At 70.3% G+C, this 26,698-nt stretch carries 21 protein-coding genes and 1 tRNA gene; 4 read left to right on the top strand and 18 right to left on the bottom strand.

Translation table 11 applies throughout. The features are described 5' to 3' along the window. Nucleotides 1-18: 18 nt before the first annotated feature. The 8 genes from ABS772_RS13780 to ABS772_RS13745 form a co-directional block, all read right to left on the bottom strand. Nucleotides 19-93: transfer RNA gene (locus ABS772_RS13780), tRNA-Gly, on the bottom strand. A gap of 113 nt (nucleotides 94-206) precedes the next feature. Then, nucleotides 207-716, bottom strand: coding sequence for a hypothetical protein (locus ABS772_RS13775; protein WP_350395394.1), 510 nt, complete (start codon nucleotides 714-716; stop codon nucleotides 207-209). A 106-nt stretch (nucleotides 717-822) separates the two neighbouring features. Beyond that, a complete protein-coding gene (locus ABS772_RS13770) occupies nucleotides 823-1,485 on the bottom strand; it encodes an HD domain-containing protein (protein WP_350395393.1) in 663 nt (220 codons plus the stop codon). A gap of 57 nt (nucleotides 1,486-1,542) precedes the next feature. Next, entirely contained in the window at nucleotides 1,543-2,841 is a 1,299-nt protein-coding gene (glnT, locus tag ABS772_RS13765; protein ID WP_350395392.1) for a type III glutamate--ammonia ligase, read from the bottom strand. 89 nt (nucleotides 2,842-2,930) lie between these two features. Then, nucleotides 2,931-4,268, bottom strand: a complete 1,338-nt coding sequence (locus ABS772_RS13760) for an FMN-binding glutamate synthase family protein (protein ID WP_350395390.1) — start codon at nucleotides 4,266-4,268, stop codon at nucleotides 2,931-2,933. Beyond that, complete coding sequence (locus tag ABS772_RS13755) at nucleotides 4,268-4,957, bottom strand: GltB/FmdC/FwdC-like GXGXG domain-containing protein (RefSeq protein WP_350395389.1); 690 nt, start codon at nucleotides 4,955-4,957, stop codon at nucleotides 4,268-4,270. Before ABS772_RS13755 ends, ABS772_RS13760 begins: the two co-directional genes overlap by 1 nt. Next, nucleotides 4,957-5,892 carry a class II glutamine amidotransferase gene (locus tag ABS772_RS13750; RefSeq protein ID WP_350395388.1) on the bottom strand — a complete coding sequence of 312 codons (936 nt, stop codon included), beginning with the start codon at nucleotides 5,890-5,892 and terminating at the stop codon, nucleotides 4,957-4,959. The genes ABS772_RS13755 and ABS772_RS13750 overlap by 1 nt, the downstream gene beginning before the upstream one ends. A 292-nt stretch (nucleotides 5,893-6,184) precedes the next feature. Then, nucleotides 6,185-7,180, bottom strand: a complete 996-nt coding sequence (locus ABS772_RS13745) for a GlxA family transcriptional regulator (protein ID WP_350395386.1) — start codon at nucleotides 7,178-7,180, stop codon at nucleotides 6,185-6,187. Between the two features lie 112 nt (nucleotides 7,181-7,292). Between ABS772_RS13745 and ABS772_RS13740 the strand changes: the two genes are divergently transcribed. The 4 genes from ABS772_RS13740 to ABS772_RS13725 all read left to right on the top strand — a co-directional run bounded on the left by ABS772_RS13740 (nucleotide 7,293) and on the right by ABS772_RS13725 (nucleotide 12,750). Next, on the top strand, nucleotides 7,293-8,543 hold the full coding sequence (locus ABS772_RS13740) for a sarcosine oxidase subunit beta family protein (protein ID WP_350395385.1): 1,251 nt from the start codon (nucleotides 7,293-7,295) through the stop codon (nucleotides 8,541-8,543). Between the two features lie 143 nt (nucleotides 8,544-8,686). Then, nucleotides 8,687-8,992 carry a sarcosine oxidase subunit delta gene (locus ABS772_RS13735; protein WP_350395383.1) on the top strand — a complete coding sequence of 102 codons (306 nt, stop codon included), beginning with the start codon at nucleotides 8,687-8,689 and terminating at the stop codon, nucleotides 8,990-8,992. After that, nucleotides 8,985-12,131 carry a sarcosine oxidase subunit alpha family protein gene (locus ABS772_RS13730; RefSeq protein ID WP_350395382.1) on the top strand — a complete coding sequence of 1,049 codons (3,147 nt, stop codon included), beginning with the start codon at nucleotides 8,985-8,987 and terminating at the stop codon, nucleotides 12,129-12,131. The genes ABS772_RS13735 and ABS772_RS13730 overlap by 8 nt, the downstream gene beginning before the upstream one ends. Next, nucleotides 12,124-12,750, top strand: a complete 627-nt coding sequence (locus ABS772_RS13725) for a sarcosine oxidase subunit gamma (protein WP_350395380.1) — start codon at nucleotides 12,124-12,126, stop codon at nucleotides 12,748-12,750. Before ABS772_RS13730 ends, ABS772_RS13725 begins: the two co-directional genes overlap by 8 nt. 105 nt (nucleotides 12,751-12,855) lie before the next feature. On the opposite strand, the gene ABS772_RS13720 is transcribed toward ABS772_RS13725, so the two are convergent. The 10 genes from ABS772_RS13720 to ABS772_RS13675 form a co-directional block, all read right to left on the bottom strand. Further along, on the bottom strand, nucleotides 12,856-14,481 hold the full coding sequence (locus ABS772_RS13720; RefSeq protein WP_350395379.1) for a hybrid sensor histidine kinase/response regulator: 1,626 nt from the start codon (nucleotides 14,479-14,481) through the stop codon (nucleotides 12,856-12,858). 458 nt (nucleotides 14,482-14,939) lie between these two features. Further along, a complete protein-coding gene (gene lpdA, locus ABS772_RS13715; protein WP_350395377.1) occupies nucleotides 14,940-16,343 on the bottom strand; it encodes a dihydrolipoyl dehydrogenase in 1,404 nt (467 codons plus the stop codon). Continuing rightward, on the bottom strand, nucleotides 16,340-17,539 hold the full coding sequence (locus ABS772_RS13710; RefSeq protein WP_350395375.1) for a DUF4241 domain-containing protein: 1,200 nt from the start codon (nucleotides 17,537-17,539) through the stop codon (nucleotides 16,340-16,342). The genes lpdA and ABS772_RS13710 overlap by 4 nt, the downstream gene beginning before the upstream one ends. Before the next feature lie 85 nt (nucleotides 17,540-17,624). After that, complete coding sequence (gene odhB / locus ABS772_RS13705; RefSeq protein ID WP_350395374.1) at nucleotides 17,625-18,977, bottom strand: 2-oxoglutarate dehydrogenase complex dihydrolipoyllysine-residue succinyltransferase; 1,353 nt, start codon at nucleotides 18,975-18,977, stop codon at nucleotides 17,625-17,627. Between the two features lie 57 nt (nucleotides 18,978-19,034). Continuing rightward, a complete protein-coding gene (locus ABS772_RS13700; RefSeq protein ID WP_238257148.1) occupies nucleotides 19,035-19,367 on the bottom strand; it encodes a YciI family protein in 333 nt (110 codons plus the stop codon). Between the two features lie 8 nt (nucleotides 19,368-19,375). Beyond that, nucleotides 19,376-22,366, bottom strand: coding sequence for a 2-oxoglutarate dehydrogenase E1 component (locus ABS772_RS13695; protein WP_350395372.1), 2,991 nt, complete (start codon nucleotides 22,364-22,366; stop codon nucleotides 19,376-19,378). Between the two features lie 213 nt (nucleotides 22,367-22,579). After that, complete coding sequence (gene sucD / locus ABS772_RS13690; protein ID WP_350395370.1) at nucleotides 22,580-23,464, bottom strand: succinate--CoA ligase subunit alpha; 885 nt, start codon at nucleotides 23,462-23,464, stop codon at nucleotides 22,580-22,582. 8 nt (nucleotides 23,465-23,472) lie between these two features. Then, nucleotides 23,473-24,669: an ADP-forming succinate--CoA ligase subunit beta gene (gene sucC, locus ABS772_RS13685; protein WP_350395369.1), complete on the bottom strand. Its 1,197-nt coding sequence runs from the start codon at nucleotides 24,667-24,669 to the stop codon at nucleotides 23,473-23,475. Between the two features lie 76 nt (nucleotides 24,670-24,745). Continuing rightward, a complete protein-coding gene (mdh, locus tag ABS772_RS13680; RefSeq protein ID WP_350395367.1) occupies nucleotides 24,746-25,708 on the bottom strand; it encodes a malate dehydrogenase in 963 nt (320 codons plus the stop codon). A gap of 352 nt (nucleotides 25,709-26,060) precedes the next feature. Beyond that, nucleotides 26,061-26,698: TetR family transcriptional regulator (locus ABS772_RS13675; RefSeq protein WP_350395364.1), on the bottom strand; the 638-nt coding region annotated here is incomplete at its 5' end.

The raw sequence follows: 26,698 nt of genomic DNA, 5'->3' as shown, positions 1-26,698 counted from the left end.
ACGCTTCAGCAGGTTAGTTGGAGCGGGCGATCGGGATCGAACCGACGACATTCAGCTTGGGAAGCTGACGTTCTACCACTGAACTACGCCCGCATCCGGCCGCTCGCGGAGCGGTGACGCGCCCTCGAGCCGGAGGGTGCTTTCGGAGCGGCAAGGCTTCGAAAAGCACCCCATTTTCATAAGCGATGGCGGGCGCCTGTCCACCCCTAAAATGCGTCCGCGCCGCGGTCCGGCGCCCGCGCGCCGACGCTGCGGCCGGCGATCAGCCAGTAGACGAACCCGGAGACGGCGCCCGCCGCGAGGAGGATCGCGGCGAGCCGCGCTTCCGCGCCCGCGGCCGCGGAGCCGGCGGCTGGCGGCGGGCCGCCGCGGACGAGCCAGGGCAGGAGCGCCGTGGAGAGGCCCGTCGCGCCGCCGTACCAGACCGGGGAGCGCAACCGAAGCGTCTCGCCGACGAGGGCGGCGAGCGTTGGCGGCAGGATCAGCAGGAGGCCGAGCGCCTGGGCGAAGAGGATCACGGCCATCGCCGCCATGTCCGGCGGAAGACCCTGCGCGAGATCCGACAGGCCGGACAGCAGCCCGACGAGGCCGAGCCGGCCCAGCGTCTCGCGGAAGCTCGGATCGAGGAGCACCCCGGCGGCGAGCGTCAGGGCGCCGGCCGGAATGGCCAGGATCAGGGCGAAGGCCGCGAGCAGGAGGCGTCCCAGCAGCCGCATCGGCAGGTCGGATCCCTGTCCCGCGGCGGGTGCCGGCGGGGCGGGGCGAGCGATAGGTCGCCGGGCCGGAACGGGCAAGCCGCCGGCCGCGGATCGCGCCGATCCCCTACGCCCCGCGCCCCGCGCCGTCCGGTTCGGCCCTCAGCGCCGCCGCCTCCGCCGCGAGGTTGGCGCGGGCGCCGGCCTCGAACCGCTCGCGGAAGAGGTCGGTCTGATAGAGCTGCGGGCGGGCGAGGAAGCGCTCCAGCACCAGCGCCCGCCCGACCCGCCAGACCGAATCGGGCACGGCGGCGTATTCGCGCCGGATCGCCGCGGCGTAGGTCTCGTAGTCCGGGCGCGGCGCGCCGAGGATCGCCAGATCGAGGTCGAGCATCAGCCGCACCGCCGGATCGGCCTGCGGCGCGTGGTCGGCGGTCGCGCGGATCATCGCCTCCGACCGGGACAGGAGGTCCGGATCCGCGGCCGTCCCGGCGCAGGTTCGCAGCAGGGCGGCGCTGCGCGCCTCGTTGTCCGGCCGGGCCGGATCGTAGATCGCGTCGTGGAAGACGATCGCGAGATCGATCGCGTCGTGGACCGGGCCGGCGAAGGACGCGTGCGGGCGTACGGCGTCGTGCCCGTCGAGCAGCGCCGCGACGTGGCGCCAATCGTGGTAGTGGCGCGCGGCCCCGCCGTAGCCGGCATCGAGCGCCCGCCACGCCTCGTCGATCCCGACGGGACCGACCGCACGGGTCCACAGGGCCTGGAAGCGGCCGCGAAGGTCGGCGGGCACGGTGGGGGTCTCCGTCCGGACAATCGCCGTGCCCTTACCCCGGCCGGGGGTGGGGGCTCAACAGTCGAGGGTCGTGTCGCGCTCCCACTGGGTCAGGTGGCGGCAGTAATCGTCCCATTCCGAGCGCTTGAGCTTGAGGTAGCTCGGCACGAAGGCGCCGAGCGCCTCGTTGAGAACGGGGCTCGCCTCCAGCGCGCGCAGGGCGTCGAGCAGGTTGAGCGGCAGGCGCTTCACGCCCTCCACGCTGTGCCCGTCGGTGTACATGTTGATGTCGAGGCGCTGACCCGGATCGCGCTTCTGACGGATGCCGTCGAGGCCGGCGGCGAGGATGCCGGCCTGGAGCAGATAGGGATTGGCCGCCCCGTCGGCGAGGCGGAACTCGAAGCGCCCGCCGTCGGGGATGCGGATCATGTGGGTGCGGTTGTTGCCCGTATAGGTCACGGTGTTGGGCGCCCAGGTCGCCCCCGAGGTGGTGCGCGGCGCGTTGATGCGCTTGTAGGAGTTCACGCACGGATTCGTCAGCGCTGCGAGCGCATCGGCAGAGTGGATCAGGCCGCCGATGAAGTGGTAGCCGATCTGCGACAGGCCGATCTCGTCCGAGCGGTCGGCGAAGACGTTCTGGCCGTCGCGCCAGAGCGAGACGTGGGCGTGGCAGCCCGAACCGGTCAGGTCCATGAAGGGCTTGGGCATGAAGGTCGCGCGGAAGCCGTGCTTCTCGGCGATCGAGCGGGTCATGTACTTGAAGAAGGCGTGCCGGTCGGCGGTGATCAGGGCGTCGTCGTAGTCCCAGTTCATCTCGAACTGGCCGTTCGCGTCCTCGTGGTCGTTCTGGTAGGGCTTCCAGCCCAGACCCAGCATCGCGTCGCAGATCTCGGTGATCACCTCGTAGCGGCGCATCAGGGCCGACTGGTCGTAGCAGGGCTTGGTCTGCTTGTCGGCGGTGTCGGCGGGCTCCGAGCCGCAGGGCGTGATCAGGAAGAACTCGCACTCGACGCCGCTCTTCATCTGCAGCCCCTCGCGGGCCGCCTCCTTGATCAGGCGCTTGAGGATGTTGCGCGGGCCCTGCTCGACCGCCTGGCCGCCCATGACGAGGTCGGCGGGCAGCCAGCCGACCTCCGGCTTCCAGGGCAGCTGGATCAGCCCCTCGGGATCGGGCATGGCCAGGAGGTCGGCGTCGGCCGGGCTCATGTCGAGCCAGGTGGCGAAGCCGGCGAAGCCCGCGCCGTTGCGGCAGGTGCTGGCGATGGCGGCCGCCGGCACCAGCTTGGCGCGCTGGGTGCCGAACAGGTCGGTGTAGGAGACGAGGAAGTACTTGATGCCGCGTTCCCGGGCGGCGACTTCGAGTTCGTGCGTCATTGCAAGAATCCTCCCGGCTTGGTGGTTCGGCCCCATCGCCACAAAAGAAACAGGGCCGCCCTCGACGCCTCGGGAGCAGCCCTCGCAGATCACATGCCGGTCTTGCCGGGAATCCAGCCGGTGCCGGCGAGCGGCACCTGCGCCATCGCCGCGGCCTCGATGGTGAGCGCCACCAGATCCTCCGGTTCGAGGTTGTGCAGGTGGCTCTTGCCGCAGGCGCGGGCGATGGTCTGGGCCTCCAGCGTCATCACCGCGAGGTAGTTGGCGAGGCGGCGGCCGGCGAGTTCCGGATCGAGGCGCTTCGAAAGCTCCGGATCCTGGGTCGTGATGCCGGCCGGGTCCTTGCCCTCGTGCCAGTCGTCGTAGGCGCCGGCGGTGGTGCCGAGGGCCTCGTACTCCGCCTGCCAGCGGGGATCGTTGTCGCCGAGCGCGATCAGGGCGGCGGTGCCGATGGCGACCGCGTCGGCGCCGAGCGCCAGCACCTTGGCCACGTCGGCGCCGGAGCGGATGCCGCCGGAGACGACGAGCTGCACCTTGCGGTGGAGGCCGAGATCCTGAAGCGCCTGCACCGCGGGGCGGATCGCGGCCAGCGTCGGGATGCCGACATGCTCGATGAACACGTCCTGGGTCGCGGCGGTGCCGCCCTGCATGCCGTCGAGCACCACCACGTCGGCGCCGGACTTGGCCGCGAGCGCGGTGTCGTAATAGGGGCGCGAGGCGCCGACCTTGACGTAGATCGGCTTCTCCCAGTCGGTGATCTCGCGCAGCTCCTCGATCTTGATCGCGAGGTCGTCCGGCCCGGTCCAGTCCGGGTGGCGGCAGGCGGAGCGCTGATCGACGCCCGGCGGCAGGCAGCGCATGCCGGCGACGCGCTCGGTGATCTTCTGGCCGAGCAGCATGCCGCCGCCGCCGGGCTTGGCGCCCTGGCCGATGACGACCTCGATGGCATCGGCCTTGCGCAGGTCGTCCGGGTTCATGCCGTAGCGGGACGGCAGGTACTGGTAGACCAGGGTCTTGGAGTGGCCGCGCTCCTCCGGCGTCATGCCGCCGTCGCCGGTGGTGGTGGAGGTGCCGGCGATGGTGGCGCCGCGCCCGAGGGCTTCCTTGGCGTTGGCCGAGAGCGAGCCGAAGCTCATGCCGGCGATGGTGACCGGCGTCTTCAGGTGGATCGGCTTCGAGGCGAAACGGGAGCCCAGCACCACCTCGGTGCCGCAGCGCTCGCGGTAGCCCTCCAGCGGGTAGCGGCTGATCGAGGCGCCGAGGAACAGGAGGTCGTCGAAATGGGGCAGCGCGCGCTTCGCGCCGGCGCCGCGGATGTCGTAGATGCCGGTCGCCGCGGCGCGGCGGATCTCGGACATCACGTCGGGGGTGAAGGTCGCCGACAGGCGCGGCTTGGTGCGCGGCGTGTCCTTGCGGTGCTCGGCCATCAGTAGGCTCCGGCGTTGTCGACGTGGAAGTGGTAGAGGGTGCGGGCCGAGCCGTAGCGGCGGAACTCGCTCGGGTTCACCTCCCCGGCGAGGCCGGCGGCGGCGAGCTTGTCGGCGATTTCCCGGAGGTGCTCGTCGCGCATCTCCTTCTCGACGCAGTCGGCGCCGAGGCTTTTGACCGAGCCGCGCACGTAGAGCTTCGCCTCGTAGAGGGAGTCGCCCAGCGCCTCGCCCGCGTCGCCGAGCACGGTGAGCGTGCCGGCCTGGGCCATGAAGGCCGACATGTGGCCGATCGAGCCCTTCACGACGATATCGACGCCCTTCATCGAGATGCCGCAGCGGGCGCCGGCATTGCCGTCGATGATGAGCATGCCGCCATGCGCCGTGGCGCCGGCCGACTGGCTGGCATCGCCCCGCACGTGGACGAGGCCGGAGATCATGTTCTCGGCCACCCCCACGCCCGCATTGCCGTTGACGAGAACGGTGGCGAGCTTGTTCATGCCGGCGCAATAGTAGCCGACATTGCCCTCGATCTCGACCGAGACCGGCGCGTCGAGACCGGCGGCGATGGCGTGGCGCCCGTCCGGACCGGTGACGGTCCAGTGGGTCTCGTTGGTGTCCGGCCGCAGGGCGTGGAGCGCTCGGTTCAGCTCGCGCAGGGGCGCGGATCGCAGGTCGAAGCTCGGCATTACTGGCGCTCCCCGGAGGCGTGATCGGCGCCGCTGCGCTCCCACGCGTAGACCTTGGCCGGCTCAGGTTCGAACACGCGGGCGGTGTCGATGCCGGGCAGGCCGACCAGCGCCCGGTACTCGGAGCCGAAGGCGACGTAGTCGTCGGTCTCGGCCATCACGGCGGGCTTGCAGGCGATGGGGTCGCGCACCACGGCGAAGCCGTTCTCGGTGCCGACCACGAAGGTGAAGAAGCCGTCGAGGTCGGTCAGGCTCGATTCGAGTGCCTGCTTCAGCGAGGCGCCCTCGCGCATGCGCCAGCTGAGGTAGCCGGCGGCGACCTCGGTGTCGTTCTGGGTGGCGAAGCTCAGGCCCTCGTGCCGGAGGCGGCGGCGCAGGTCGTTGTGGTTCGACAGCGAGCCGTTGTGGACGAGGCACTCGTCGGTGCCCGTCGAGAACGGGTGGGCGCCGTTGGTCGTCACCGCGCTCTCGGTGGCCATCCGGGTGTGGCCGATGCCGTGGGTGCCGGACATGTTCTCCAGCGCGAAGCGCTCGGCGACGGAGGCCGGCAGGCCGACTTCCTTGTAGATCTCCATGCGGCGGCCCGCGCTCACCACGTCGATGCCGGGGGCGTTGGCCTTGAGCCAGGCGCGGATGTCGTCCTCGCGCTCCGCGGGCACGGCGAGGACGGTGTGGGTGTCGCGCTCGGTCGCGTCGGCCGAGAGGGACAGCGCCGCCTCCATCTTCGCGACCGCCTCGCGCAGGGCCGCCGGGCCGGGGCCGCGCAGGGTCAGCTTCACCGAAGCCGAACCCGGGACGCCGTCCGAGCCGTAGACCGCGAAGCCCGCGCTGTCGGGGCCGCGATCGGTCATCGTCTCCAGCATCTTGGACAGCATCGCGCCGAGCTGCGGCTCAAGCTTCGGATTCTTGAGGAATAGTCCGACAATACCGCACATCGGCGTCGCCCCGTCCGTTCGTTCCCTTGGGAAAGTGATCGCACGGGGACGCGGCGGCGTCAACTTTCAAGCACGAAAATTTCCTCTCATGAAACGATCCAGGGTCGGCCGCGCCGAGGCTGCCCCGTCTCGGGTGCCGCGACGCGCTGGTTCACATCAGCCATCCGCCGTCATCGCGAGACGACGCCGAAGCGACCCAGGGCGCGGCCTGTCCGGACAGCTCGCGCCGTCTGGATGGCTTCGCTTCTGCTCGCCATGACGGTGTGAGACGGACGAATCGCTCGACCGGCGCTCAAGCCTTCGCCCGCCGCTGCCGTCGCCGCTCCGCCCGCGACAGCTCGTCCGCGCTGGCAAAACCCGTCGCGGTGGCGATCTCGGCCCGGCTCAGCGCGCTCTCGCGGCCGAGCTGGTGCGCCCGGTCGAGGCGAAGGTGCAGGTAATGCCGGTGGAGCCCGCGCCCGAGTCCGTCGCGGAACAGGCGCTCCAGCTGCCGCACCGAGACGCGGGCGAGATCGGCCAGGGCCTCGCGGGTGAGCGGGGTTTCGAGATTCGCCTCCATCGCCGCGAGCACCCGCAACAGGCGCGGGTCGCGCACGCCGAAGCGCTGGCGCAGATCCATCCGCTGCGGGCTCAGGCCCTCGCGGATCTGGTTGTGCAGGAACCAGTCGCTGACGCCCGCGGCGAGCCCGGCGCCGTGGTCGCGGCCGATCAGGTCGAGCATCAGGTCCAGCGCCGCGATGCCGCCGGAGCAGGTGATTCGGTCGCCCTGGATCTCGAACAGCGAGCGGACCACGTCGATCTCGGGGTAGCGCTCCTCGAAGGCCGGGACGTGCTCCCAGTGCAGCGTGCAGCGGCGCCCGGCGAGAAGGCCGGCACGGGCCAGCAGGTAGGGGCCGCCGGAGATGCCGCCGAGGGTCACGCCGTGGCGGGCGAGGCCGCGCAGCCACGCGAACAGGGACGAATCGTCGAACGCCGCCGGGTTGCCGCCGGCGCAGACGAAGACGCGGTCGGCGGGGATTCCCTCCGCGCCCACGGTGACGTCGGTGAGGATGCCGAGCCCGTTCGAGGCCTGCACCAGCCCGCCATCGGGCGCGGCGTGCCACCAGCGATAGAGCTCGCAGCCCGACAGGGTGTTGGCGGCGCGCAGGGGCTCGACCGCCGCGGTGTAGGCCATCAGCGGAAAGTCCGGCACCAGCACGAAGCCCACCGTCCGCGGCGCGGGGGTTTCCGCCCGCGGAGGTTTTCGCCCGGGCCGGGTGCGTCCGGTCGGTTCGTCAACGTCACGCATTTCTGCGCGATCTGCCGGAATCATGTCGCGAAATGCAAGCCCGCCGTTTGCGCCGTCGGCTAACTCTGGAGCGGCAGACGCGAGAATCCTTCGGCGAAGAGCGGATCACCCCATGCGCTATTCCCTGTTCAGTGTCCTGGGGCAGGCCCTGCGCGGCCAGCGGGACTGGACGCCGCAATGGCGCGACGCCGCCCCGCAGGAGGCCTACGACGTGGTGATCGTCGGCGGCGGCGGGCACGGGCTCGCCACCGCCTACTACCTCGCCAAGGAACACGGGATCACCAACGTCGCGGTGCTGGAGAAGAGCCACGTCGGCTCGGGCAATGTCGGGCGCAACACCACCATCGTGCGCTCGAACTACGGCCTGCCCGGCAACATCCCGTTCTACGAGCGCTCCATGAAGCTCTGGGAGGGGCTGGAGCAGGACATCAACTACAACGCCATGGTCAGCCAGCGCGGCGTGCTGAACCTCTACCACTCGGACGCGCAGCGCGACGCCTACGCCCGCCGCGGCAACGCCATGCGGCTCGCCGGGATCGACGCCGAACTCCTCGACCGCGAGGGCGTGCGGGCGATGGTGCCGTTCATCGATTTCGACAACGCCCGCTTCCCCGTGAAGGGCGGCCTGCTCCAGCGCCGCGGCGGCACCGTGCGCCACGACGCGGTGGCCTGGGGCTATGCCCGTGCCGCCAGCGACCGCGGCGTCGACATCGTCCAGAACTGCGCCGTCACCGGCATCCGCCGCGAGAACGGCCGCGTCACCGGCGTCGAGACCAGCCGCGGCGTCATCCGGGCCAACAAGGTGGCGATCTCGGTCGCCGGCTCCTCCTCGCTGCTCGCCGGCATGGTCGACATGCGCCTGCCGATCGAGAGCCACGTGCTGCAGGCCTTCGTCAGCGAGGGCGTGAAGCCGCTGATCGACTGCGTCATGACCTTCGGGGCCGGCCACTTCTACGTCAGCCAGTCGGACAAGGGCGGCCTCGTCTTCGGCGGCGACATCGACGGCTACAACTCGTACGCCCAGCGCGGCAACCTGCACACCATCGAGGACGTGATGGAGGGCGGCATGGCCCTCTGGCCGGGCCTCGGGCGCCTGCGGCTGCTGCGCCACTGGGGCGGCATCATGGACATGTCGATGGATGGCTCGCCCATCATCGACCGCACCGATATCGGCGGCCTCTACCTCAACGCCGGCTGGTGCTACGGCGGCTTCAAGGCGACGCCGGCCGCCGGCTTCTGCTTCGCCCACCTGATCGCCCGCGACGAACCGCACGCGGATGCGAGTGCCTACCGCCTCGACCGCTTCGCCACCGGCCATCTCATCGACGAGAAGGGCATGGGCGCCCAGCCCAACCTGCATTGAGGCTCTCTTCCCTCCCCCTTGCGGGGAGGGACCGAGGGTGGGGGTGGTGCAGGACGAGGCGCAGCGGTGCCTTCTGCGCGACCCCCACCCCTGACCCCTCCCCGCAGGGGGGAGGGGACATCTCCGGGACAGGACGACACGCCATGCGCATCCGATGCCCCTTCTGCGGCGAGCGCGACAACGGGGAGTTCAGCTACCTCGGCGACGCCGCGCCCCGGCGCCCCGACGGGATGGAGGCCTCGGCCCAAGCCATGCACGACTACGTCTACCTGCGCGACAACCCCGCCGGGACGATCCGCGAGCTCTGGTACCACGCCGCCGGCTGCCGCTCCTGGCTGGTCGTGACCCGCGACACCCGCACCCACGCCATCGAATCGGTCGAGCCGGCGCGCGACGTCGCGCGGGCGCGGAACACCGCCACGCTCACCGGGAGTGCAGACCATGCTTGATCGCGAGCCGCAGCAAAGCCCTCCCCCCTCCGCGGGGGAGGGTGGCCCGCGCGTCAGCGAGGGTCGGGAGAGGGGAGCGCCCTTTCCGGAAACGTCGCCCCCTCACCCGCCCGCTCCGCGGGCACCCTCCCCCGCGGCGGGGGGAGGGATATCCGGCGGCGACACCCAGCCCTTCCGCACCGCCACCGGCGGCCTGATCGACCGGCGGCGCCCGCGCGACTTCACCTTCGACGGCAAGCGCCTCACCGGCTGCCACGGCGACACACTCGCCTCGGCGCTGCTCGCCAACGGCGTGCGCCTCGTCGGCCGCTCGTTCAAGTATCACCGGCCCCGCGGCATCCTCTCGGCCGGCTCGGAGGAGCCGAACGCGCTGGTGGAGCTGCGCTCGGGCGCCCGGCGCGAGCCCAACACCCGCGCCACCATGGCCGAGCTCTACGAGGGGCTGGAGGCGACGAGCCAGAACCGCTGGCCCTCGCTCGCGCTCGACGCGCTCTCGGTCAACGCGCTGCTGAGCCCCGTCTTCGCCGCGGGCTTCTACTACAAGACCTTCATGTGGCCTTCCGCCCTCTGGGAGAAGCTGTACGAGCCGATGATCCGGCGCGCTGCGGGCCTTGGCCGGGCCGCCGACGCCCCCGATCCCGACACCTACGACCACGCCCACGCCCATTGCGACGTGCTCGTCATCGGCGGCGGCCCGGCCGGCCTCTCGGCGGCGCTCGCTGCCGGCCGATCCGGCGCGCGGGTCATCCTCGTCGACGAGGACTTTTCGATCGGCGGCCGCCTGCTGGCCGAGCGGCGCGAGATCAATGGTGAGAGCGGGGCCGACTGGGCCGCCCGCGCGGTGGCCGAGCTGGAGAGCCTGCCCGAGGTGCGCATCCTGTCGCGCACCACCCTGTTCGGCGTCTACGATCACGGCGCCTACGGTGCGGTCGAGCGCGTCTCCGACCATCTCGCGGTGCCGGCCGCCCACGCCCCGCGCCAGCGGCTGTGGCGGATCGTGGCGCGGCGCGCGGTGCTCGCCGCCGGCGCGATCGAGCGCCCGCACATCTTCGGCGGCAACGATCGCCCCGGCGTGATGCTGGCCGGCGCGGTGCGGACCTACCTCAACCGCTACGGCGTGCTGCCGGGGCGCCGCCTCGCCGTGTTCACGTCGAGCGACGACGGCTGGCGCACCGCCGCCGACATCCTGGCCGCGGGCGGCGGGCTCGCGGCGGTGATCGACAGCCGCGCCGCCGTTCCCCCGGCCTTGCGCCGGATGGCGGAGGCCGCCGGCGCGCGCGTCGTGACCGGCGGATACGTCGCCGGCACCAAGGGCCATCTCGGCCTCAGCGCGATCGAGGTCGTGGACGGCTACCACAGCACCGAGACGATCGCCTGCGACGGCCTCGCCATGGCCAATGGCTGGAACCCGATCGTCCACCTCGACTCGCATCTCTCGCGTCGGCCTGTCTGGGACGAAGCGATCCACGCCTTCGTGCCGGGCGCCCTCGCCTCCGGCATGCAGGCGGCGGGCGCCGCCGCCGGGCGCTTCACCCTCGCCGAATGCCTGGAGACCGGCGCCCAGGCCGGCGCCGAGGCGGCGACCGAATGCGGCTTCACCGCCACGACCGAGACCACTCCGAAGACCGATCCGGAGAGCGTGGATCACACCCCGCTCTGGCGCGTCCCGAAACCCCGCGGAAAAGCCTTCGTCGATTTCCAGAACGACGTGGCCGCCTCCGACGTCGAACTCGCCCACCGCGAGGGGTTCCGCGCCGTCGAGCTGCTGAAGCGCTACACCACGCTCGGCATGGCGACCGACCAGGGCAAGACCTCGAACCTCGCCGGCCTCTCGATCATGGCCGAGCTGACGGGCAAGGACATCCCGAGCGTCGGCACCACGGTGTTCCGCCCGCCCTTCACCCCGGTGGCCATCGGCGCGTTCGCCGGCCACCACCGCGGCAAGGCGTTTCGCGCGACCCGCCACCTCCCGTCCCACGCCTGGGCCGAGGAGAATGCTTGCGTCTTCGTCGAGACCGGCCTGTGGCTGCGCCCGGCCTACTTCCCCCGCGCCGGCGAGACCGACTGGCTCGACACGGTGGTGCGGGAGGTCGAGACCGTGCGCGCCCGCGTCGGGGTCTGCGACGTCACCACGCTCGGCAAGATCGACATCCAGGGCCGCGACGCGCTGGCCTTCATCGAGCGGGTCTGCGCCAACCCGTTCGGCACGCTCCCCGTCGGCAAGGCCCGCTACGCCGTGCTGCTGCGCGAGGACGGCCACGTCATGGATGACGGCACCATCGCGCGGATCGGCGAGACGCACTACGTCATGACCGCCTCGACGGCGAACGCCGCCCGCGTCATGCAGCACCTCGAATTTTGCCGGCAATGGTTGTGGCCAGAACTCGACGTGCAGCTCGCCTCGATCAGCGAGCAATGGGCGCAGTACGCCATCGCCGGCCCCCGCGCCCGCGACACCCTGCGCCGCGTCGTCGATCCCGGCTTCGACATCGGAAACGAGGCGTTTCCGTTCCTCGCGGCCGCCGAGATCACCGTCGGCGGCGGCATTCCGGCGCGGCTGTTCCGCATCTCGTTCTCGGGCGAACTCGCCTACGAGCTGGCGGTGCCCGCACGCTACGGCGACGCGGCGTGGCGGGCGATCATGCAGGCGGGCCTGCCCTACGGCATCACCGCCTACGGCTCGGAGGCGCTCTCGGTGATGCGCATCGAAAAGGGCCACGCCGCCGGCGCGGAGATCAACGGCCAGACCACCGCCCGCGACCTCGGGCTCGGCGGGATGCTCGCCAAGAAGAAGGACTATGTCGGCCGCCTGATGAAGGAGCGCCCGGCGCTGACCGATCCGGACCGGCCGATCCTGGCGGGTTTCCGGCCGGTCGATCCGAGCGACCGGCTGCGGGCGGGCGCGCATTTCCTGCGCCTCGACGCGGAGCCGAGCCTGGAGGCCGACGAGGGCGTGATGACCTCGGTCGCCTACTCGCCGAGCCTGCGGAGCTGGATCGGCATCGGCCTGATCCGGCGCGGGACCGAGCGCCACGGCGAGCGGGTGCGGGCCTACGATCCGGTGCGCGGCGCCGACATCGCGGTCGAGATCTGCTCGCCGGTCTTCGTCGACCCCAAGGAGGAGAAGCTGCGTGTCTGAGGCGGCAACGACCCAAACGCCCATATCCGCTTGGCGTCCCCGCGGCGCCTGGGAGGGTGCGGCGACGGCCGGACGGCACGGCGCGGCGGAGGGGCCGGCGGGCATCCGGCTGACGCTCCGCGACGGCATCGGTCTCGCCACGCTCGTCGCGGCGGACGGAGGGGACGCCGACTTGCGGGCGGCTCTGGCGGAGCGCTTCGGCCCCTCCCTGCCAGGGGCCGGCGAGGCCGTCTTCGTCGGCGAGACCGGTCTGGTCTGGTCCGCGCCGGGCCAGTGGCTCGCGGTGGCGCCGACGCCGCAGGCCCTTCGGGACCTGCCCGAGGCCCTGCGCGGCATCGCCGCCGTCACTGACCAGAGCGACGGCCGCGCCCTGGTGCGGATCTCGGGCCCCAAGGCACGCGCCATGCTCGCCAAGGGCGTGGCGATCGATCTGCATCCCCGCGCCTTCGGCCCGGGCCGGGCGGCGGTGACGAGCATCGCCCATATCGGCGTGCAGCTCTGGCAGCGCGATGCCGGCCCGACCTACGAGATCGCGGTGGCCCGCAGCTTCGCCGGCAGTTTCTGGCACTGGCTGGAGCACGCCGCGGCCGAGTTCGGCATCGAGGTCGAGGGCGCGTAGGGGCCGGATCAGCGCCGGCCGAAGAAGCGGTCGGCGGCGCGCCCTGTCCGGAGATGGCGCGTCCTGGATCGCCACGGCTTCGCCTCGCGATGACGGCAGCGACCGCTACCCCACCCCGGTCGGCCCGTCGATCACCCGCCGCACCCGGCGTGCCAGCTCCATGCGCTTGTAGGGCTTGTTGATGATCTCGAACTCGGTGCCGCCCGCGTCGGTGCGCTCCAGCGAGGCCTCGGCGTAGCCGGTGGTGAGCAGCACCTTGATCTTGGGCTGGCGCTCCCGCGCGGCGCGGGCCAGCATCACGCCGTTCATGCCGCCGGGCATGATCAGGTCGGTGAACAGCAGGTCGATGCGCGCCTCGCCGTCCAGGATCTCGAGCGCCGCCCTGGGCGTGTCGACCACGGTGACCTTGTAGCCGAAATCCTCCAGGATGACCCCGGCGGTGGCCGCCACGTCGGGCCGGTCGTCCACGACGAGCACCGTCTCGGTGCCGTGCCGGTCGGCGGCGCGGATCGACGGCTTGGTCTCCTCCTCGACCTTCTGGTCGGAGGCGGGGAACAGGAACCGCACCGTCGTGCCGTGCCCGACCTCGGAATAGATCCTCACCGCGCCGCCCGACTGCTTGGCGAAGCCGTAGACCATGGCGAGCCCGAGCCCGGTGCCCTTGCCCTCCTCCTTGGTGGTGAAGAACGGCTCCATGACGCGGGCCAGGATCTCGGGCGGCATCCCGATCCCGGTATCGGTCACCGAGATCATCACGTAGGCGCCGGGCGGCACCGTCTTGGTCAGCGCGGTGTCCTCGTCCTCGACCAGCAGGTTCTCGGTCTTGACCGTCACCGTGCCGCCGTCCGGCATGGCGTCGCGGGCGTTGATGAGGACGTTGAGCAGGGCGACTTCGGCCTGGGTCGGGTCGATGCGCGTCGTCCACAGGTCCGGCGCCGGCATCACCCGCAGCACCACCTGCTCGCCGAGCGTGCGCTCGGCCATCTCGCCCATGTTCTGGACGAGGCCGTTGAGGTTCAGAAGCCGCCCTTCCAGCCGCTGCTTGCGGGAGAAGGCGAGGAGCTGGTGCGTCAGCTTGGCGGCCCGCTCGCTGGCATCCCGCACCGCCTCGCCCGCCCGGCGCAGGCGCGCGGCATCGATCGTCGGATGATCGAGCAGCGCCAGCATTACCTCGTTGTGGCCGGTGATGACCTGCAGCAGGTTGTTGAAGTCGTGGGCGATCCCGCCGGTGAGCTGGCCCAGGCTCTCCATCTTCTGGGCCTGATGCAGCGATTCCTCCGCATCGCGGCGGCGGGAGACGTCGAGCTGCGAGCCGAAGAAGTAGACGAGGTCGCCCGAGCGGTTGAAGACCGGGCTCACGAACAGCGCGTTCCAGAACGAGGAGCCGTCCTTGCGGTAGTTCAGCACCTCGGTGGCGTGTTCCCGGTGCTCCTGGATCGCGTCGCGCACCTCCGCGATCGTCTCGCGGTCGGTCTCCGGCCCCTGGAGGAAGCGGCAATTGTTCCCGATCAGCTCGTCGATCGAGTAGCCGGTCATCCGGATGAAGGCCCGGTTGGCGAAGATGATCGGATTGTCCGGCTGGTGCGGATCGGTGACGATCATCGGCATGCGCGTGCGCTCGACGGCCGCGAAGAAGATGTCGTGATGCTGATCGATGACGCCGGTCGGCCCGCTGCCGCTCACCGGCGTGTTGGGGCCGGGTGCGTTGGGTTTCTCGGGCGGGCTGGGCATGAAGGCAGAGATCCCGTGGATGTGACCCACGGGACCGGATCACGCATCGCAACACGATGGCACCGGACGAGGTTCCCAGGAAAGCCGGGCGGGGCGTGATCGTCTAAGACAGAGAGTCGCATGCACAGTCATGCACAGGCGTTTGCGATCACCTTTTCGTTTCTTCGCCGCCGACTGCTTTGTATCGTTTCATACAATATAACGTAGAGCATTGTCCCGAACGGCGATTGCCGGCTTGTCTGGAAAGACGGTGCTCCGAGGGGCGCGGCACCGAAGCGGCGATGCCGCCCCTCCCCGGTCTTCCTCCGCGTCGAGGGCGTCTCCGCCGTCCTTGCGCGGCTCAGCGAAAGCAATCCAGTCCGCGACATCTCCGAAAAGGTCGCGCCCTGGATCGCTTCGGCTGAAGCCCCGCGATGACGGAGACCGGCAACGCGCGAAGCGATCGGCCGGAGGCGGTCTCAGACGTGGATCGCCCGCTTGTCGACGGCGAGCGCCGCTTCCTTGACCGCCTCGGTCAGCGTCGGGTGGGCGTGGCAGGTGCGGGCGATGTCCTCGGCGGAGGCGGCGAACTCCATCGCCACGGCGACCTCGGCGATGAGGTTGCCGGCATCGGCCCCGACGATGTGTACGCCGAGCACGCGATCCGTCTTCTCGTCGGCGAGGATCTTGACGAAGCCGTCGGTGGTGCCGTTGGCCTTGGCCCGGCCGTTGGCGGTGAAGGGGAACTTGCCGGCCTTGTAGGGGATGCCGTCCTTCTTCAGCTCCTCCTCGGTCTTGCCGACCGAGGCGACCTCCGGGAAGGTGTAGACCACGTTCGGGATCACGCCGTAATTCACGTGGCCCGACTGCCCGGCCAGGATCTCGGCGACCGCGACGCCCTCGTCCTCCGCCTTGTGGGCGAGCATCGGCCCGGCGATCACGTCGCCGATGGCGTAGATGCCGGTGACGTTGGTGGCGTAGTGGCTGTCGGTCTCGATGCGGCCCTTGTTGTCGGTCGCCACGCCGACCGTCTCCAGCCCGAGCCCCTCCGTGTAGGGCACGCGGCCGATGGCCACGAGCACCACGTCGGCCTCGATCTTTTCCGCCTCACCGCCTTGAGCCGGCTCGACGGTGACGGTCGCGCCGCCCTTCTTGCCGATCTCGACGCCGGTCACCTTGGTCGAGAGCTTGAAGACCATGCCCTGCTTGGCCAGGATGCGCTGGAACTGCTTGCCGACCTCGCCGTCCATGCCCGGCAGGACGCGGTCGAGATACTCGATCACCGTCACCTCGGCGCCGAGCCGGCGCCAGACCGAGCCGAGTTCGAGCCCGATCACCCCGGCGCCGATGACGACGAGGCGCTTGGGCACCGCGCCGAGTTCGAGCGCGCCGGTGGAGGAGACCACCGTCTTCTCGTCGATCGCGACGCCGGGCAGCCGCGTCACGTCGGAGCCGGTGGCGATGACGATGTTCTTCGTCTCCAGCATCTGGTTGCCGCCGTCGTCCGAGATCACCTCGACCCGGCCGGCGCCGGCGATGCGGCCGCGGCCGTGATAGGCATCGACCTTGTTCTTCTTGAGCAGGAACTCGACGCCCTTGGTGTTGCCGTCGACGCCGCCCTGCTTGAACGCCTGCATCTTCTTCAGGTCGAGCTTGGGCGTGCCGACATCGATGCCGAGCTCCGAAAAGTGCTTGTTCGCCTCCTCGAAGGCTTCGGAGGCGTGCAGCAGGGCTTTCGACGGGATGCAGCCGATGTTGAGGCAGGTGCCGCCGTGGGTCGCCCGCTTCTCGACCACCGCGGTCTTCAGCCCGAGCTGGGCCGCCCGGATGGCGCAGACATAGCCCCCGGGGCCGGTGCCGATGACGACGAGATCGTAGCTCATGGAAGGGTCTGTCCTCGTGATGGCGTGTCGGTTGAGCCGGTGCGCTCCCAGGCCTCGATCAGGCTGAGGAGTTGCGGCGAGCGGGGTGGGGTGAGGTCGCGGGCGTAGGCGGGATAGGTCTTCCGCTCGTCGCCGATCTGCAGGTAGGGCGGCATCAGCAGCGTCGCGCCGCGCCGGACGAGGCGTTCGAGCGCCTCCGGCTTGTCGAGGCGGATCGCCTCGAAGGTGAAGGTGCCCTCGGCCGCTTCGATCGGCGTCTCGGGCGCGATCCGGCCCTCGTCGAGCAGCGCCGAGAAGGCGGTGAGATCGTCGCTCTTCAGCGCCGCGTAGCCCCGCGCGCTGTCGCGGCGCTGCTCCGGGGTCAGGGCGGCCAGGGCGGCGGCGACGGCGACCTCCCGCGGATCGCGCCCGTCGCCGTTCTCGATCACCCCGAAATCGGTGACGAGCCGGAGCACCCGCCCGCCCGCACCGAGGCCCCAGTAGGAGGCGTAGACGCCGTCGCCCCAGCCGCTGGAGAAGACCGCGACCCGGGCCGGCTCATCCGGCAGCGGCCGGTGCATCACCCAGTTCAGGTTCGAGTCCTTCAGCGCGTCCGCGAGCACGTCGTCGTAGTAGTTGCTGTAGCCGGCCCGCTTCTGCTCCTGCGCCTCGCGGCGATCCATGGCGGCGCGCGCGTCCGGGTCCATGAAGCAGCCGAGGCCGGCATCGACGGGATAGCCGAAGATCTCGCCCGCCTTCAGGGCGGCGACGTCCTGACCCGGCACGAGGGCGAGCTCCCAGCGTTCCGGCTCCGTGTCCGCGAAACGCAGTTCGGCCAGGGCGACGCGGCCCTGGGCGAGATAGAGCGTGACGGGGTGGGTTCCCGGCTCGACCCTACGGGTGAAGGGCGCCCGGTCGGGCTGAACCAGGGGATCGGTCGCGATCACCGCACCGGTCGGGAGCGGCAGGTCGCCGAGCGCCATCCGCGTGATGCCCCGCGCGCGCAGCGCGTCGTCCGCGAGTCCGGTCACCGACAGGGTGGGCTCGCTCTCGCGGATGTCGAAGGGTCCCTCGGCCATCGGCCTGTCTCCGTCGCGCGCCGCCCGCTGCCACGGGAAGAGCTTGGCGAGCGAGGCCGCCAGCCCGGCGCCGACCGCCGCGGTCGCGAGCCACAGCGCGGCGCGCCGGGTCGGTTCGGGAAGTCGGGGCACGCTCATGCGATCGTTCGGCGCTCACGGGTGCCGGCCGCGCGGTCCCGTTCCCGGAGGAGCGGGACCGCGGGCGGCGTGAAGGGCGCGTCGATCAAAGATCCAGCACGAGGCGGGCCGGATCCTCCAGGGCCTCCTTGACCCGCACGAGGAAGGTCACGGCCTCCTTCCCGTCGACGATGCGGTGATCGTAGGAGAGCGCGAGGTACATCATCGGCCGCGCCTCGATCTTGCCGCCCCGCACCACCGGCCGCTCCTCGATGCGGTGCATCCCCAGGATGCCCGATTGCGGGGCGTTGAGGATCGGGGTCGACATCAGCGAGCCGTAGATGCCGCCGTTGGTGATGGTGAAGGTGCCGCCCTGCATCTCGTCGATGGACAGCTTGCCCTCACGGGCCTTCTTGCCGAAGCCGGCGATCGTCTTCTCGATGCCGGCGATCGACAGGTCGTCGGCGTTGCGCACCACCGGCACGACGAGGCCCTTATCGGTGCCGACCGCGATGCCGATGTGGTAGTAGTTCTTGTAGACGAGGTCCTGCCCGTCGATCTCGGCGTTGACCGCCGGCACGTCCTTGAGCGCGCCGATCACCGCCTTGGTGAAGAAGCCCATGAAGCCGAGCTTCGTCCCGTGCTTCTTCTCGAAGATGTCCTTGTACTGCGCGCGCAGGGCCATCACCGCGCCCATGTCCACGTCGTTGAACGTGGTCAGCATCGCCGCCGTGTCCTGGGCGCTCTTGAGCCGCCGGGCGATGGTCTGGCGCAGCTTGGTCATCCGCACGCGCTCCTCGCGCGCGGCGTCGTCCGGCGCGGAGGGGGCGCGGGGCGGGGTCGGAGCCTTCGCTTCGCTCTTAACGTCCTGGCTCTTGGCGTCCTGACCCTTCGGAACGCCCTTGTCGATCGCGGCGAGCATGTCGCCCTTGGTGACGCGGCCGTCCTTGCCGCTGCCGTTGAGGCTCGCCGGATCGATGCCGGATTCGCGGGCGAGCTTGGCCACCGCCGGGCCGCTCTCGTCGGCGCCGCGGCCCCCTGCGGGCGGGGCGTCGCCGTGACTGCCGTAGGAGGCGGAGGATTCCTGGGCCGGCGCCTCCTCCTTGGCGGGCTTGCCCTCGCCCTTCTCCTCGCGGCTCTGCGCCTTGGTCTCCGCCGGCTCGGCGCTCTTCGGCGCGGGCTTGCTCTCCGCCTTGCCCGCGCCCTTGTCGGCCCCTTTGCCGCCCTCGACGATCGAGCCGAGAACCGCGCCGGGCTCCACCGTCTCGCCGTCCTTGACCAGGATCTCGCCGAGCTCCCCCGCGGCCGGCGCGTTCACCTCGAGCGTGACCTTGTCGGTCTCGAGTTCCACCAGCGGCTCGTCGGCGGCCACCGTGTCGCCGGGCTTCTTGAACCAGCGGCCGATCGTGGCCTCGCTCACGGATTCGCCGAGCGTCGGGACGAGGATGTCGGTTGCCATGGTCTTGTCGCACCCCCGAGCCGGGGGCCTCCTCTTCAGGATCTCAGGACGGCGGCCTCACGGCTGCCGCAGAATCAGGGACGGAACGGGCGCGGCGGCGTAGCGGAAGCCGGCCTCCGCACGGATCACCGGGTCGGCCGCGCCGAGCGAGACGGCCTCCGCCGCGTCGGCGGCCTCGACCAGGGCGAAGCCCCAGGTCTTGGCGGGCTGCTTGACCGGCCCGGCGTCGTCGCCGGGTTCGAAGACCGGGCCCACGGCGATGGCCCTGCCGTCCTGCGCCCGCGCCATCCAGTAGGCTGCGTGCTCCTGGAACAGCGCCTTCTCGGCCTCCGTCGCGTCGAACGGGAAGGTCGGGCGCGGCGGTTCCAGGCGGAGCAGGAAGTAGGGCATCGGAGCCTTCAGTTCGCCAGAGCCTCGTTGAGGAAGGCCTGGAGCTGGGCGAGGTGCTTCGACATCTGGCCGACCGCGGTCGAGGCGGAGGCCGGACGCCCGACGTAGCGGGGCCGCTTCGAGGCGGAGCCGGCCTGGCCCAGCACCCAGTCGAGATAGGGCTCGACGAAGGACCACGAGCCCATGTTCTTGGGCTCTTCCTGGCACCACACCACCTCCGCGTTGCGGAAGCGGCTCATCTCGTTGGCGAGCGCCTTCAGCGGGAACGGGTAGAGCTGCTCGACGCGCATCAGGTAGACGTCGTTGACGCCGCGCTTCTCCCGCTCCTCGTAGAGGTCGTAGTAGACCTTGCCGGAGCACAGCACGACGCGGCGGATCTTGTCGTCGCGGGTGAGCTTCACGCCGCTGTCGTCGTGCTCGGCGTCGTCCCACAGGATGCGGTGGAAGGTCGAGCCTTCCGCGATCTCCTCGATCTTGGAGACCGCCCGCTTGTGGCGCAGCAGCGATTTCGGCGTCATCAGGATCAGCGGCTTGCGGAAGTCGCGCTTCAGCTGGCGGCGCAGGATGTGGAAGTAGTTCGACGGCGTCGAGCAGTTGGCGACCTGCATGTTGTCCTCGGCGCACATCTGGAGATAGCGCTCCAGACGGGCGGAGGAGTGCTCCGGCCCCTGGCCCTCGTAGCCGTGCGGCAGGAGCATCACGAGGCCGGACATGCGCAGCCACTTGCGCTCGCCGCTACTGATGAACTGGTCGATGACCACCTGCGCGCCGTTGGCGAAGTCGCCGAACTGCGCCTCCCACAGCACCAGGGAGTTCGGCTCGGCCAGCGAGTAGCCGTACTCGAAGCCGAGCACCGCCTCCTCGGAGAGCATCGAGTTGATGACCTCCAGGCTCGCCTGCCCCTCGCGCACGGAGTTGAGCGGCGTGTAGCGCTGCTCGTTCTCCTGATCGATCACCACGGCGTGGCGCTGCGAGAAGGTGCCGCGCTCCACGTCCTGGCCCGAGAGGCGGACGCGGTGGCCCTCGATCAGCAGCGAGCCGAAGGCGAGCGCTTCCGCCGTCGCCCAGTCGATGCCGACACCGGTCTCGACCGCCTTAGCGCGGTTGTCGAAGAAGCGCTGGATCGTGCGGTGGAGGTGGAAGCCCGGCGGCGGCGTGGTGATCCGCGTGGCGATGTCGCGCAGGGTCTCCACCGGCACGCCGGTGCGGCCGCGGCGGGGATCGTCCACGTCCTCGCGCACCGCCTTGAAGCCGGACCAGCGCCCATCGAGCCAGTCGGCCTTGTTCGGCTTGTAGCCGCCGGCGACGTCGAGCTCGCCCTCCAGCATCGAGCGGAACTCGGCCTTGCGCGCGTCGAGCTGCTCCTGGGTGACGTCGCCCTGCGCGACGAGCTTCTTGCCGTAGGTCTCCAGCGCGGTCGGATGCTTGCGGATCCGCTGGTACATCTTCGGCTGGGTGAAGGCCGGCTCGTCGCCCTCGTTGTGGCCGAAGCGGCGGTAGCACAGCATGTCGATCACGACCGGCTTGCCGAACTTTTGCCGATACTCGGTCGCGACCTTGGCGGCGAAGGTCACGGCCTCGGGGTCGTCGCCGTTGCAGTGGAAGATCGGCGCCTCGACCATCTTCGCCACGTCGGACGGATAGGGCGAGGAACGCGAGAACCGCGGGTCGGTGGTGAAGCCGATCTGGTTGTTGATGATGAAGTGGATCGAGCCGCCGGTGCGGTGCCCTTTGAGGCCCGACAGGCCGAAGCACTCCGCCACCACGCCCTGGCCGGCAAACGCCGCGTCGCCGTGGATCAGGAGCGGCAGCACCTTGCGGCGCTCGACGTTCGGCTTGGCCTTCTGGTCCTGCTTGGCCCGCACCTTCCCCAGCACCACCGGATCGACGATCTCGAGGTGGGACGGGTTGGCGGTGAGCGAGAGGTGGACGGTGTTGTCGTCGAAGGCGCGGTCGGAGGAGGCGCCGAGATGGTACTTCACGTCGCCCGAGCCCTCGACCTCCGCGGGAGAGGCCGAGCCGCCCTTGAACTCGTGGAACACCGCCCGGAACGGCTTGGCCATCACGTTGGTGAGCACGTTCAGCCGGCCGCGATGGGCCATGCCGAGGACGATCTCCTCGACGCCGAGCGCGCCGCCGCGCTTGATGATCTGCTCCAGAGCCGGGACCATCGACTCGCCGCCGTCGAGGCCGAAGCGCTTGGTGCCGGTGTATTTCAGGTCGAGGAACTTCTCGAAGCCCTCGGCCTCGATCAGCTTGTTCAGGATCGCGCGCCGGCCTTCCGGCGTGAACGAGATTTCCTTGTCCTTGCCCTCGATGCGCTCCTGGATCCACGCCTTCTCCTCGGGATCGGAGATGTGCATGAACTCGACGCCGAGCGTCTGGCAGTAGGTGCGCTCCAGGATGCCGACGATCTCGCGGATCGTCGAGAATTCCATGCCGAGCACGTTGTCGAGGAAGATCTTGCGGTCCCAGTCGCTCTCCTGGAAGCCGTAATGCTGCGGGTGCAGCTCCTCGTGGTCGCCGCGGGGCGCGAGCCCGATCGGGTCGAGCTTGGCGTGCAGGTGGCCGCGCATGCGGTAGGCGCGGATCAGCATGATCGCGCGCACGGAATCCTTGGTGGCCTGCTCGACCGAGACGCCGGTGGCGGCGACGATCGCCGCGCCCTTGGCCGAATCGCCGGGCTTGCCGGGCTGGGCCTTGGCCTGGATCTTCTCGCCGAGCGCCTTTTCCAGGGCGCCCCAATTGCCGTCGAGCGCCGAGACGATCTCGCCGTTGAGCGGCACCGGCCAGTTGGGCTTGGCCCAGGAGGCGCCCTCGGCGTTCTTCTTCACCAGGGCGTCGTCCTCGCCCAGCTCCTTGAAGAAGCGCTGCCACTCGGGATCGACCGCGTTCGGGTCGCGGGCATAGGCCGCCTGCAATTCCTCGATCCAGGCGGCGTTCGCGCCGTAGAGGAAGGAGGTTTGGAGAAGCGCTTCGTTCGCGTCCTGGCGTGCCATCGCTGCCTGTCCTACCGCTCGGGCGGCGCCGTCTCGGGCCTGCCGCCGCGTCGTGTCCGATCCGGCGCGCGTCCCGAGCGGAGCGTCAGAGCCCCGCTTCGCGCCGCCGGATCCGGCCGGGGCGCGGACGCGTCCCGGCATCGTCTCCCATATGGGTCGCCCGAGCGTGCGTGCGGTGCAACACAGCCGCGCGGATCCCGGTTACAGACCGGCTCAACCCTTCAGCACCTCGACCAGGGTGCGGCCGAGCCGGGCCGGCGACGGCGACACGCGGATGCCCGCCGCCTCCATCGCCGCGATCTTGTCCTCGGCGCCGCCCTTGCCGCCGGAGATGATGGCGCCGGCATGTCCCATGCGGCGGCCGGGCGGAGCCGTGCGGCCGGCGATGAAGCCGACCATCGGCTTCTTGCGGCCGCGCTTGGCCTCGTCGGCCAGGAACTGCGCCGCCTCTTCCTCGGCCGAGCCGCCGATCTCGCCGATCATCACGATCGACTGGGTCTTCTCGTCGGCGAGGAACAGTTCGAGCATGTCGATGAACTCGGTGCCCTTGACCGGGTCGCCGCCGATGCCGACGGCGGTGGTCTGGCCCAGCCCCTCGACCGTGGTCTGGAACACCGCCTCGTAGGTCAGCGTGCCGGAGCGCGAGACGATGCCGACGGAGCCCGGCTTGAAGATGTTGGCCGGCATGATGCCGATCTTCGATGCGCCCGCGGTGACGACGCCGGGGCAGTTCGGCCCGATCAGGCGCGACTTCGAGCCCTCCAGCGCGCGTTTCACCCGCACCATGTCGAGCACCGGGATGCCCTCCGTGATGCAGACGATCAGCGGGATCTCGGCCTGGATCGCCTCGCAGATCGCGTCGGCCGCGCCGGGCGGCGGCACGTAGACGACGGAAGCCGTGGCGCCGGTGGCCTCGCGGGCCTCGGCCACGGTGTCGAACACCGGCAGGCCGAGATGGGTCGCGCCGCCCTTCCCCGGGCTCGTGCCGCCGACCATCTTGGTGCCGTAGGCGATGGCCTGCTCGGAGTGGAAGGTGCCGTTCTTGCCGGTGAAGCCCTGGCAGATGACCTTGGTGTTGGCGTCGATCAGGATGGACATCGGTCAGCTCAGCCCTTCTTCACCGCGGCGACGATCTTCTGCGCGGCGTCGTCGAGATCGTCCGCGGGGATCACGTTGAGGCCGGAGTTCCGGATGATCTCCTTGCCCTCCTCGACATTGGTGCCCTCGAGCCGCACCACGAGCGGCACTTCGAGGCCGACCGCCTTCACCGCCGCGAGCACGCCGCGGGCGATGACGTCGCACTTCATGATCCCGCCGAAGATGTTGACCAAAATGCCCTTCACCTGCGGGTCGGCGGTGATGATCTTGAACGCCGCCGTGACCTTTTCCTCGGAGGCGCCGCCGCCGACGTCCAGGAAGTTCGCCGGCTCCTCGCCGTAGAGCTTGATGATGTCGAGCGTCGCCATGGCGAGCCCCGCGCCGTTCACCATGCAGCCGATGGTGCCGTCCAGCGCGATGTAGGCGAGGTCGTATTTCGAGGCCTCGATCTCCTTGGCGTCCTCCTCGGTCTCGTCGCGCAGGGCGACGATGTCGGGGTGGCGGTAGAGGGCGTTCGAGTCGAAGGAGATCTTGGCGTCGAGGCACTTGAGATGGCCGTCGCCGGTGAGCACCAGCGGGTTGATCTCCAGCATGCTCATGTCCTTGGCCGTGAAGGCCGCGTAGAGCTTCTCCGTCAGCGCGCCGGCTTCCTTGGCCTGGGGACCGGAGAGGCCCAGCGCCTTGGCCACCGCACGGCCGTGATGGGGCATGATGCCGGTGGCCGGATCGACCGAGAAGGTGACGATCTTCTCAGGGCTGTCGTGGGCGACCTGCTCGATGTCCATGCCGCCTTCCGTCGAGACGACGAAGGCGACGCGGCCGGTCTCGCGATCGACCAGCATCGACAGGTAGAACTCGGCGGCGATCGAGGCGCCTTCCTCGATGTAGAGGCGGTTGACCTGCTTGCCGGCCTCGCCGGTCTGCACCGTCACCAGCGTTGCACCGAGCATCTCGGAGGCGAACTGCACCACCTCGTCCTTGGACTTGGTGACGCGCACGCCGCCCTTGGCGCCCGCGGGCGCGCCCTTGAAAGTGCCCTTGCCGCGCCCGCCCGCGTGGATCTGCGACTTCACCACCCAGACCGGCCCGCCGAGTTCGTCGGCTGCCGCCGCCGCCTCGTCCGGCTTGAAGATCGCCACGCCGCGGGAGACCGGCAGGCCGAATTCCTTGAGGACAGCCTTTGCCTGGTATTCGTGGATGTTCATCGAGACCTCGTCGGACGGGCAAGGAAGGGGGCCGAGCGGGCGGCGTCAGCCCCCCGCCGCCGAACCGGACGGAGCGTTAGGCGAGCTTGTCGTTGATGCCCTGGCAGGCCGAGATCAGGCCCTTCACGGAGTTGACCGACTTCTCGAACATCGCCTTCTCGTCATCGGTGAAGGTCACTTCGAGGACGCGCTCGACGCCGTTCTCGCCGATCACCACCGGCACGCCGACATAGAGGCCATCGATGCCGTACTGGCCGTCGAGATAGGCGGCGCAGGGCAGGACCCGCTTCTTGTCGCGCAGGTAGCTCTCGGCCATGGCGATGGCGGAGGCGGCGGGCGCGTAGAAGGCCGAGCCGGTCTTGAGGAGGTTGACGATCTCGCCGCCGCCCTTGCGGGTGCGCTCGACCATGGCGTCGAGCTTCTCCTGGGTGGTCCAGCCGAGCTTGACCAGATCGGTCAACGGCACGCCGGCCACCGTCGAGTAGCGGGTCAGCGGCACCATGTCGTCGCCGTGGCCGCCGAGCACGAAGGCGGTGACGTCCTCGACCGAGACCCCGAACTCCTCCGCCAGGAAGTGGCGGAAGCGGGCGGAGTCGAGCACGCCGGCCATGCCGACGACCTTGTGGGTGGGCAGCCCGGAAAACTTCTGCAGCGCCCAGACCATGGCGTCGAGCGGGTTGGTGATGCAGATCACGAAGGCGTCGGGGGCGTGCTCCTTGATGCCGGCGCCGACCGCCTCCATCACCTTCAGGTTGATTCCGATCAAATCGTCGCGGCTCATGCCCGGCTTGCGCGGCACGCCCGCCGTCACGATCACCACGTCGGCACCGGCGATCGCGGAATAGTCGCTGGCGCCCGCATACTTGGCGTCGAAGCCGTCGACCGGCGCGGACTCGGCGATGTCGAGCGCCTTGCCCTGGGGCACGCCGTCGACGATGTCGAACAGCACCACGTCACCGAGTTCCTTGAGGCCCGCGAGATGGGCGAGCGTTCCGCCGATCTGCCCGGCTCCGATGAGCGCGATCTTGCTGCGTGCCATGGATGGTCTAGCCTCCGGTCGGAATTCGCGACGGTTCGGAAAAACGTGTCAGCGACGTCACGGATGGTGCGCTGCGGCCGAACCTTCGCCGATCAATTCTGATGGGGGCGGTGTTTGGCGGAAAAGCCACAGGGCTTCAACCCGACGAAGGTCCGGGTCGGCGGGGCCGGATCGAGGCCGGAGAACCTTCTGAAGCGGGGAGCTTTTCAGAAAAAACGATTGGTCACAGACGGTTGAAGGCCCTATCGGCGGCAAAGGACAGCCGGCAAGGGGTTGGTGACAGGATTTTCAATCTGTCATTGGATGTGAACCGTGCCGCGCCGCGACGCAGCAGCTGGACCGTATCCGGTATTCAGAATGTGCCTGTCCGAAGGGCTCGCTGGATCGACTGGATCACCGCCCCGAGCCGTGCGTCGAGGAGGTCGCGCGGCACGTCCGCGTCGTGCTGGATCGCCACCGGGTGGGTGAAGCGGTAGCTCGCGTCGAAGATGACGGCGATGGCCCGCTCCCGGTCGCGGGCGGCGAAGACGCCGGTGCCGATCCCCTCCTCGACCACGCGCTCGACGAGGGCGCGCAACCGCACGCGATGGCGGCGGGCGATCGGGCGCGAGGCGACGGTGGCATCGAGATGCACGGCGAACAGGTTGGGCTCGCGGGTCAGCATCTCGCTCTGCGCGTTGGCCAGCGCGCTGATGAAGCGCTCGATCTTGTCGTCGGCCGGATCGGGCGCGTCGGCGATGCCGGCGAGCTCGGTCTCGAGGTCGCGCAGCCAGCGCCCGGCGACCGCGTCGAGCAGGGCGTCCTTGGAGGGGAAGTAGCGGTAGACGTTGGCATGGGTCATGCCGGCTTCCGCCGCGACCGCCACCACCGTCACCCGTTTGGGGCCGAGCCGGGTCAGGTGCTCCGTGGCGATGGCCAGCAGCCGCGCATCCGTCGAGACCGGCGTGGGCCTGGCGCGGGCGGCGGGGCCGCTGAGCCGCGGGGTGCGGG

The organism is Methylorubrum podarium, from assembly GCF_040270385.1.
In the GTDB taxonomy this organism is placed as follows: Bacteria; Pseudomonadota; Alphaproteobacteria; order Rhizobiales; family Beijerinckiaceae; genus Methylobacterium; species Methylobacterium podarium.
Note: the sequence above shows the minus strand (reverse complement) of the source record. Positions and strands in the feature narration are given on the sequence as shown.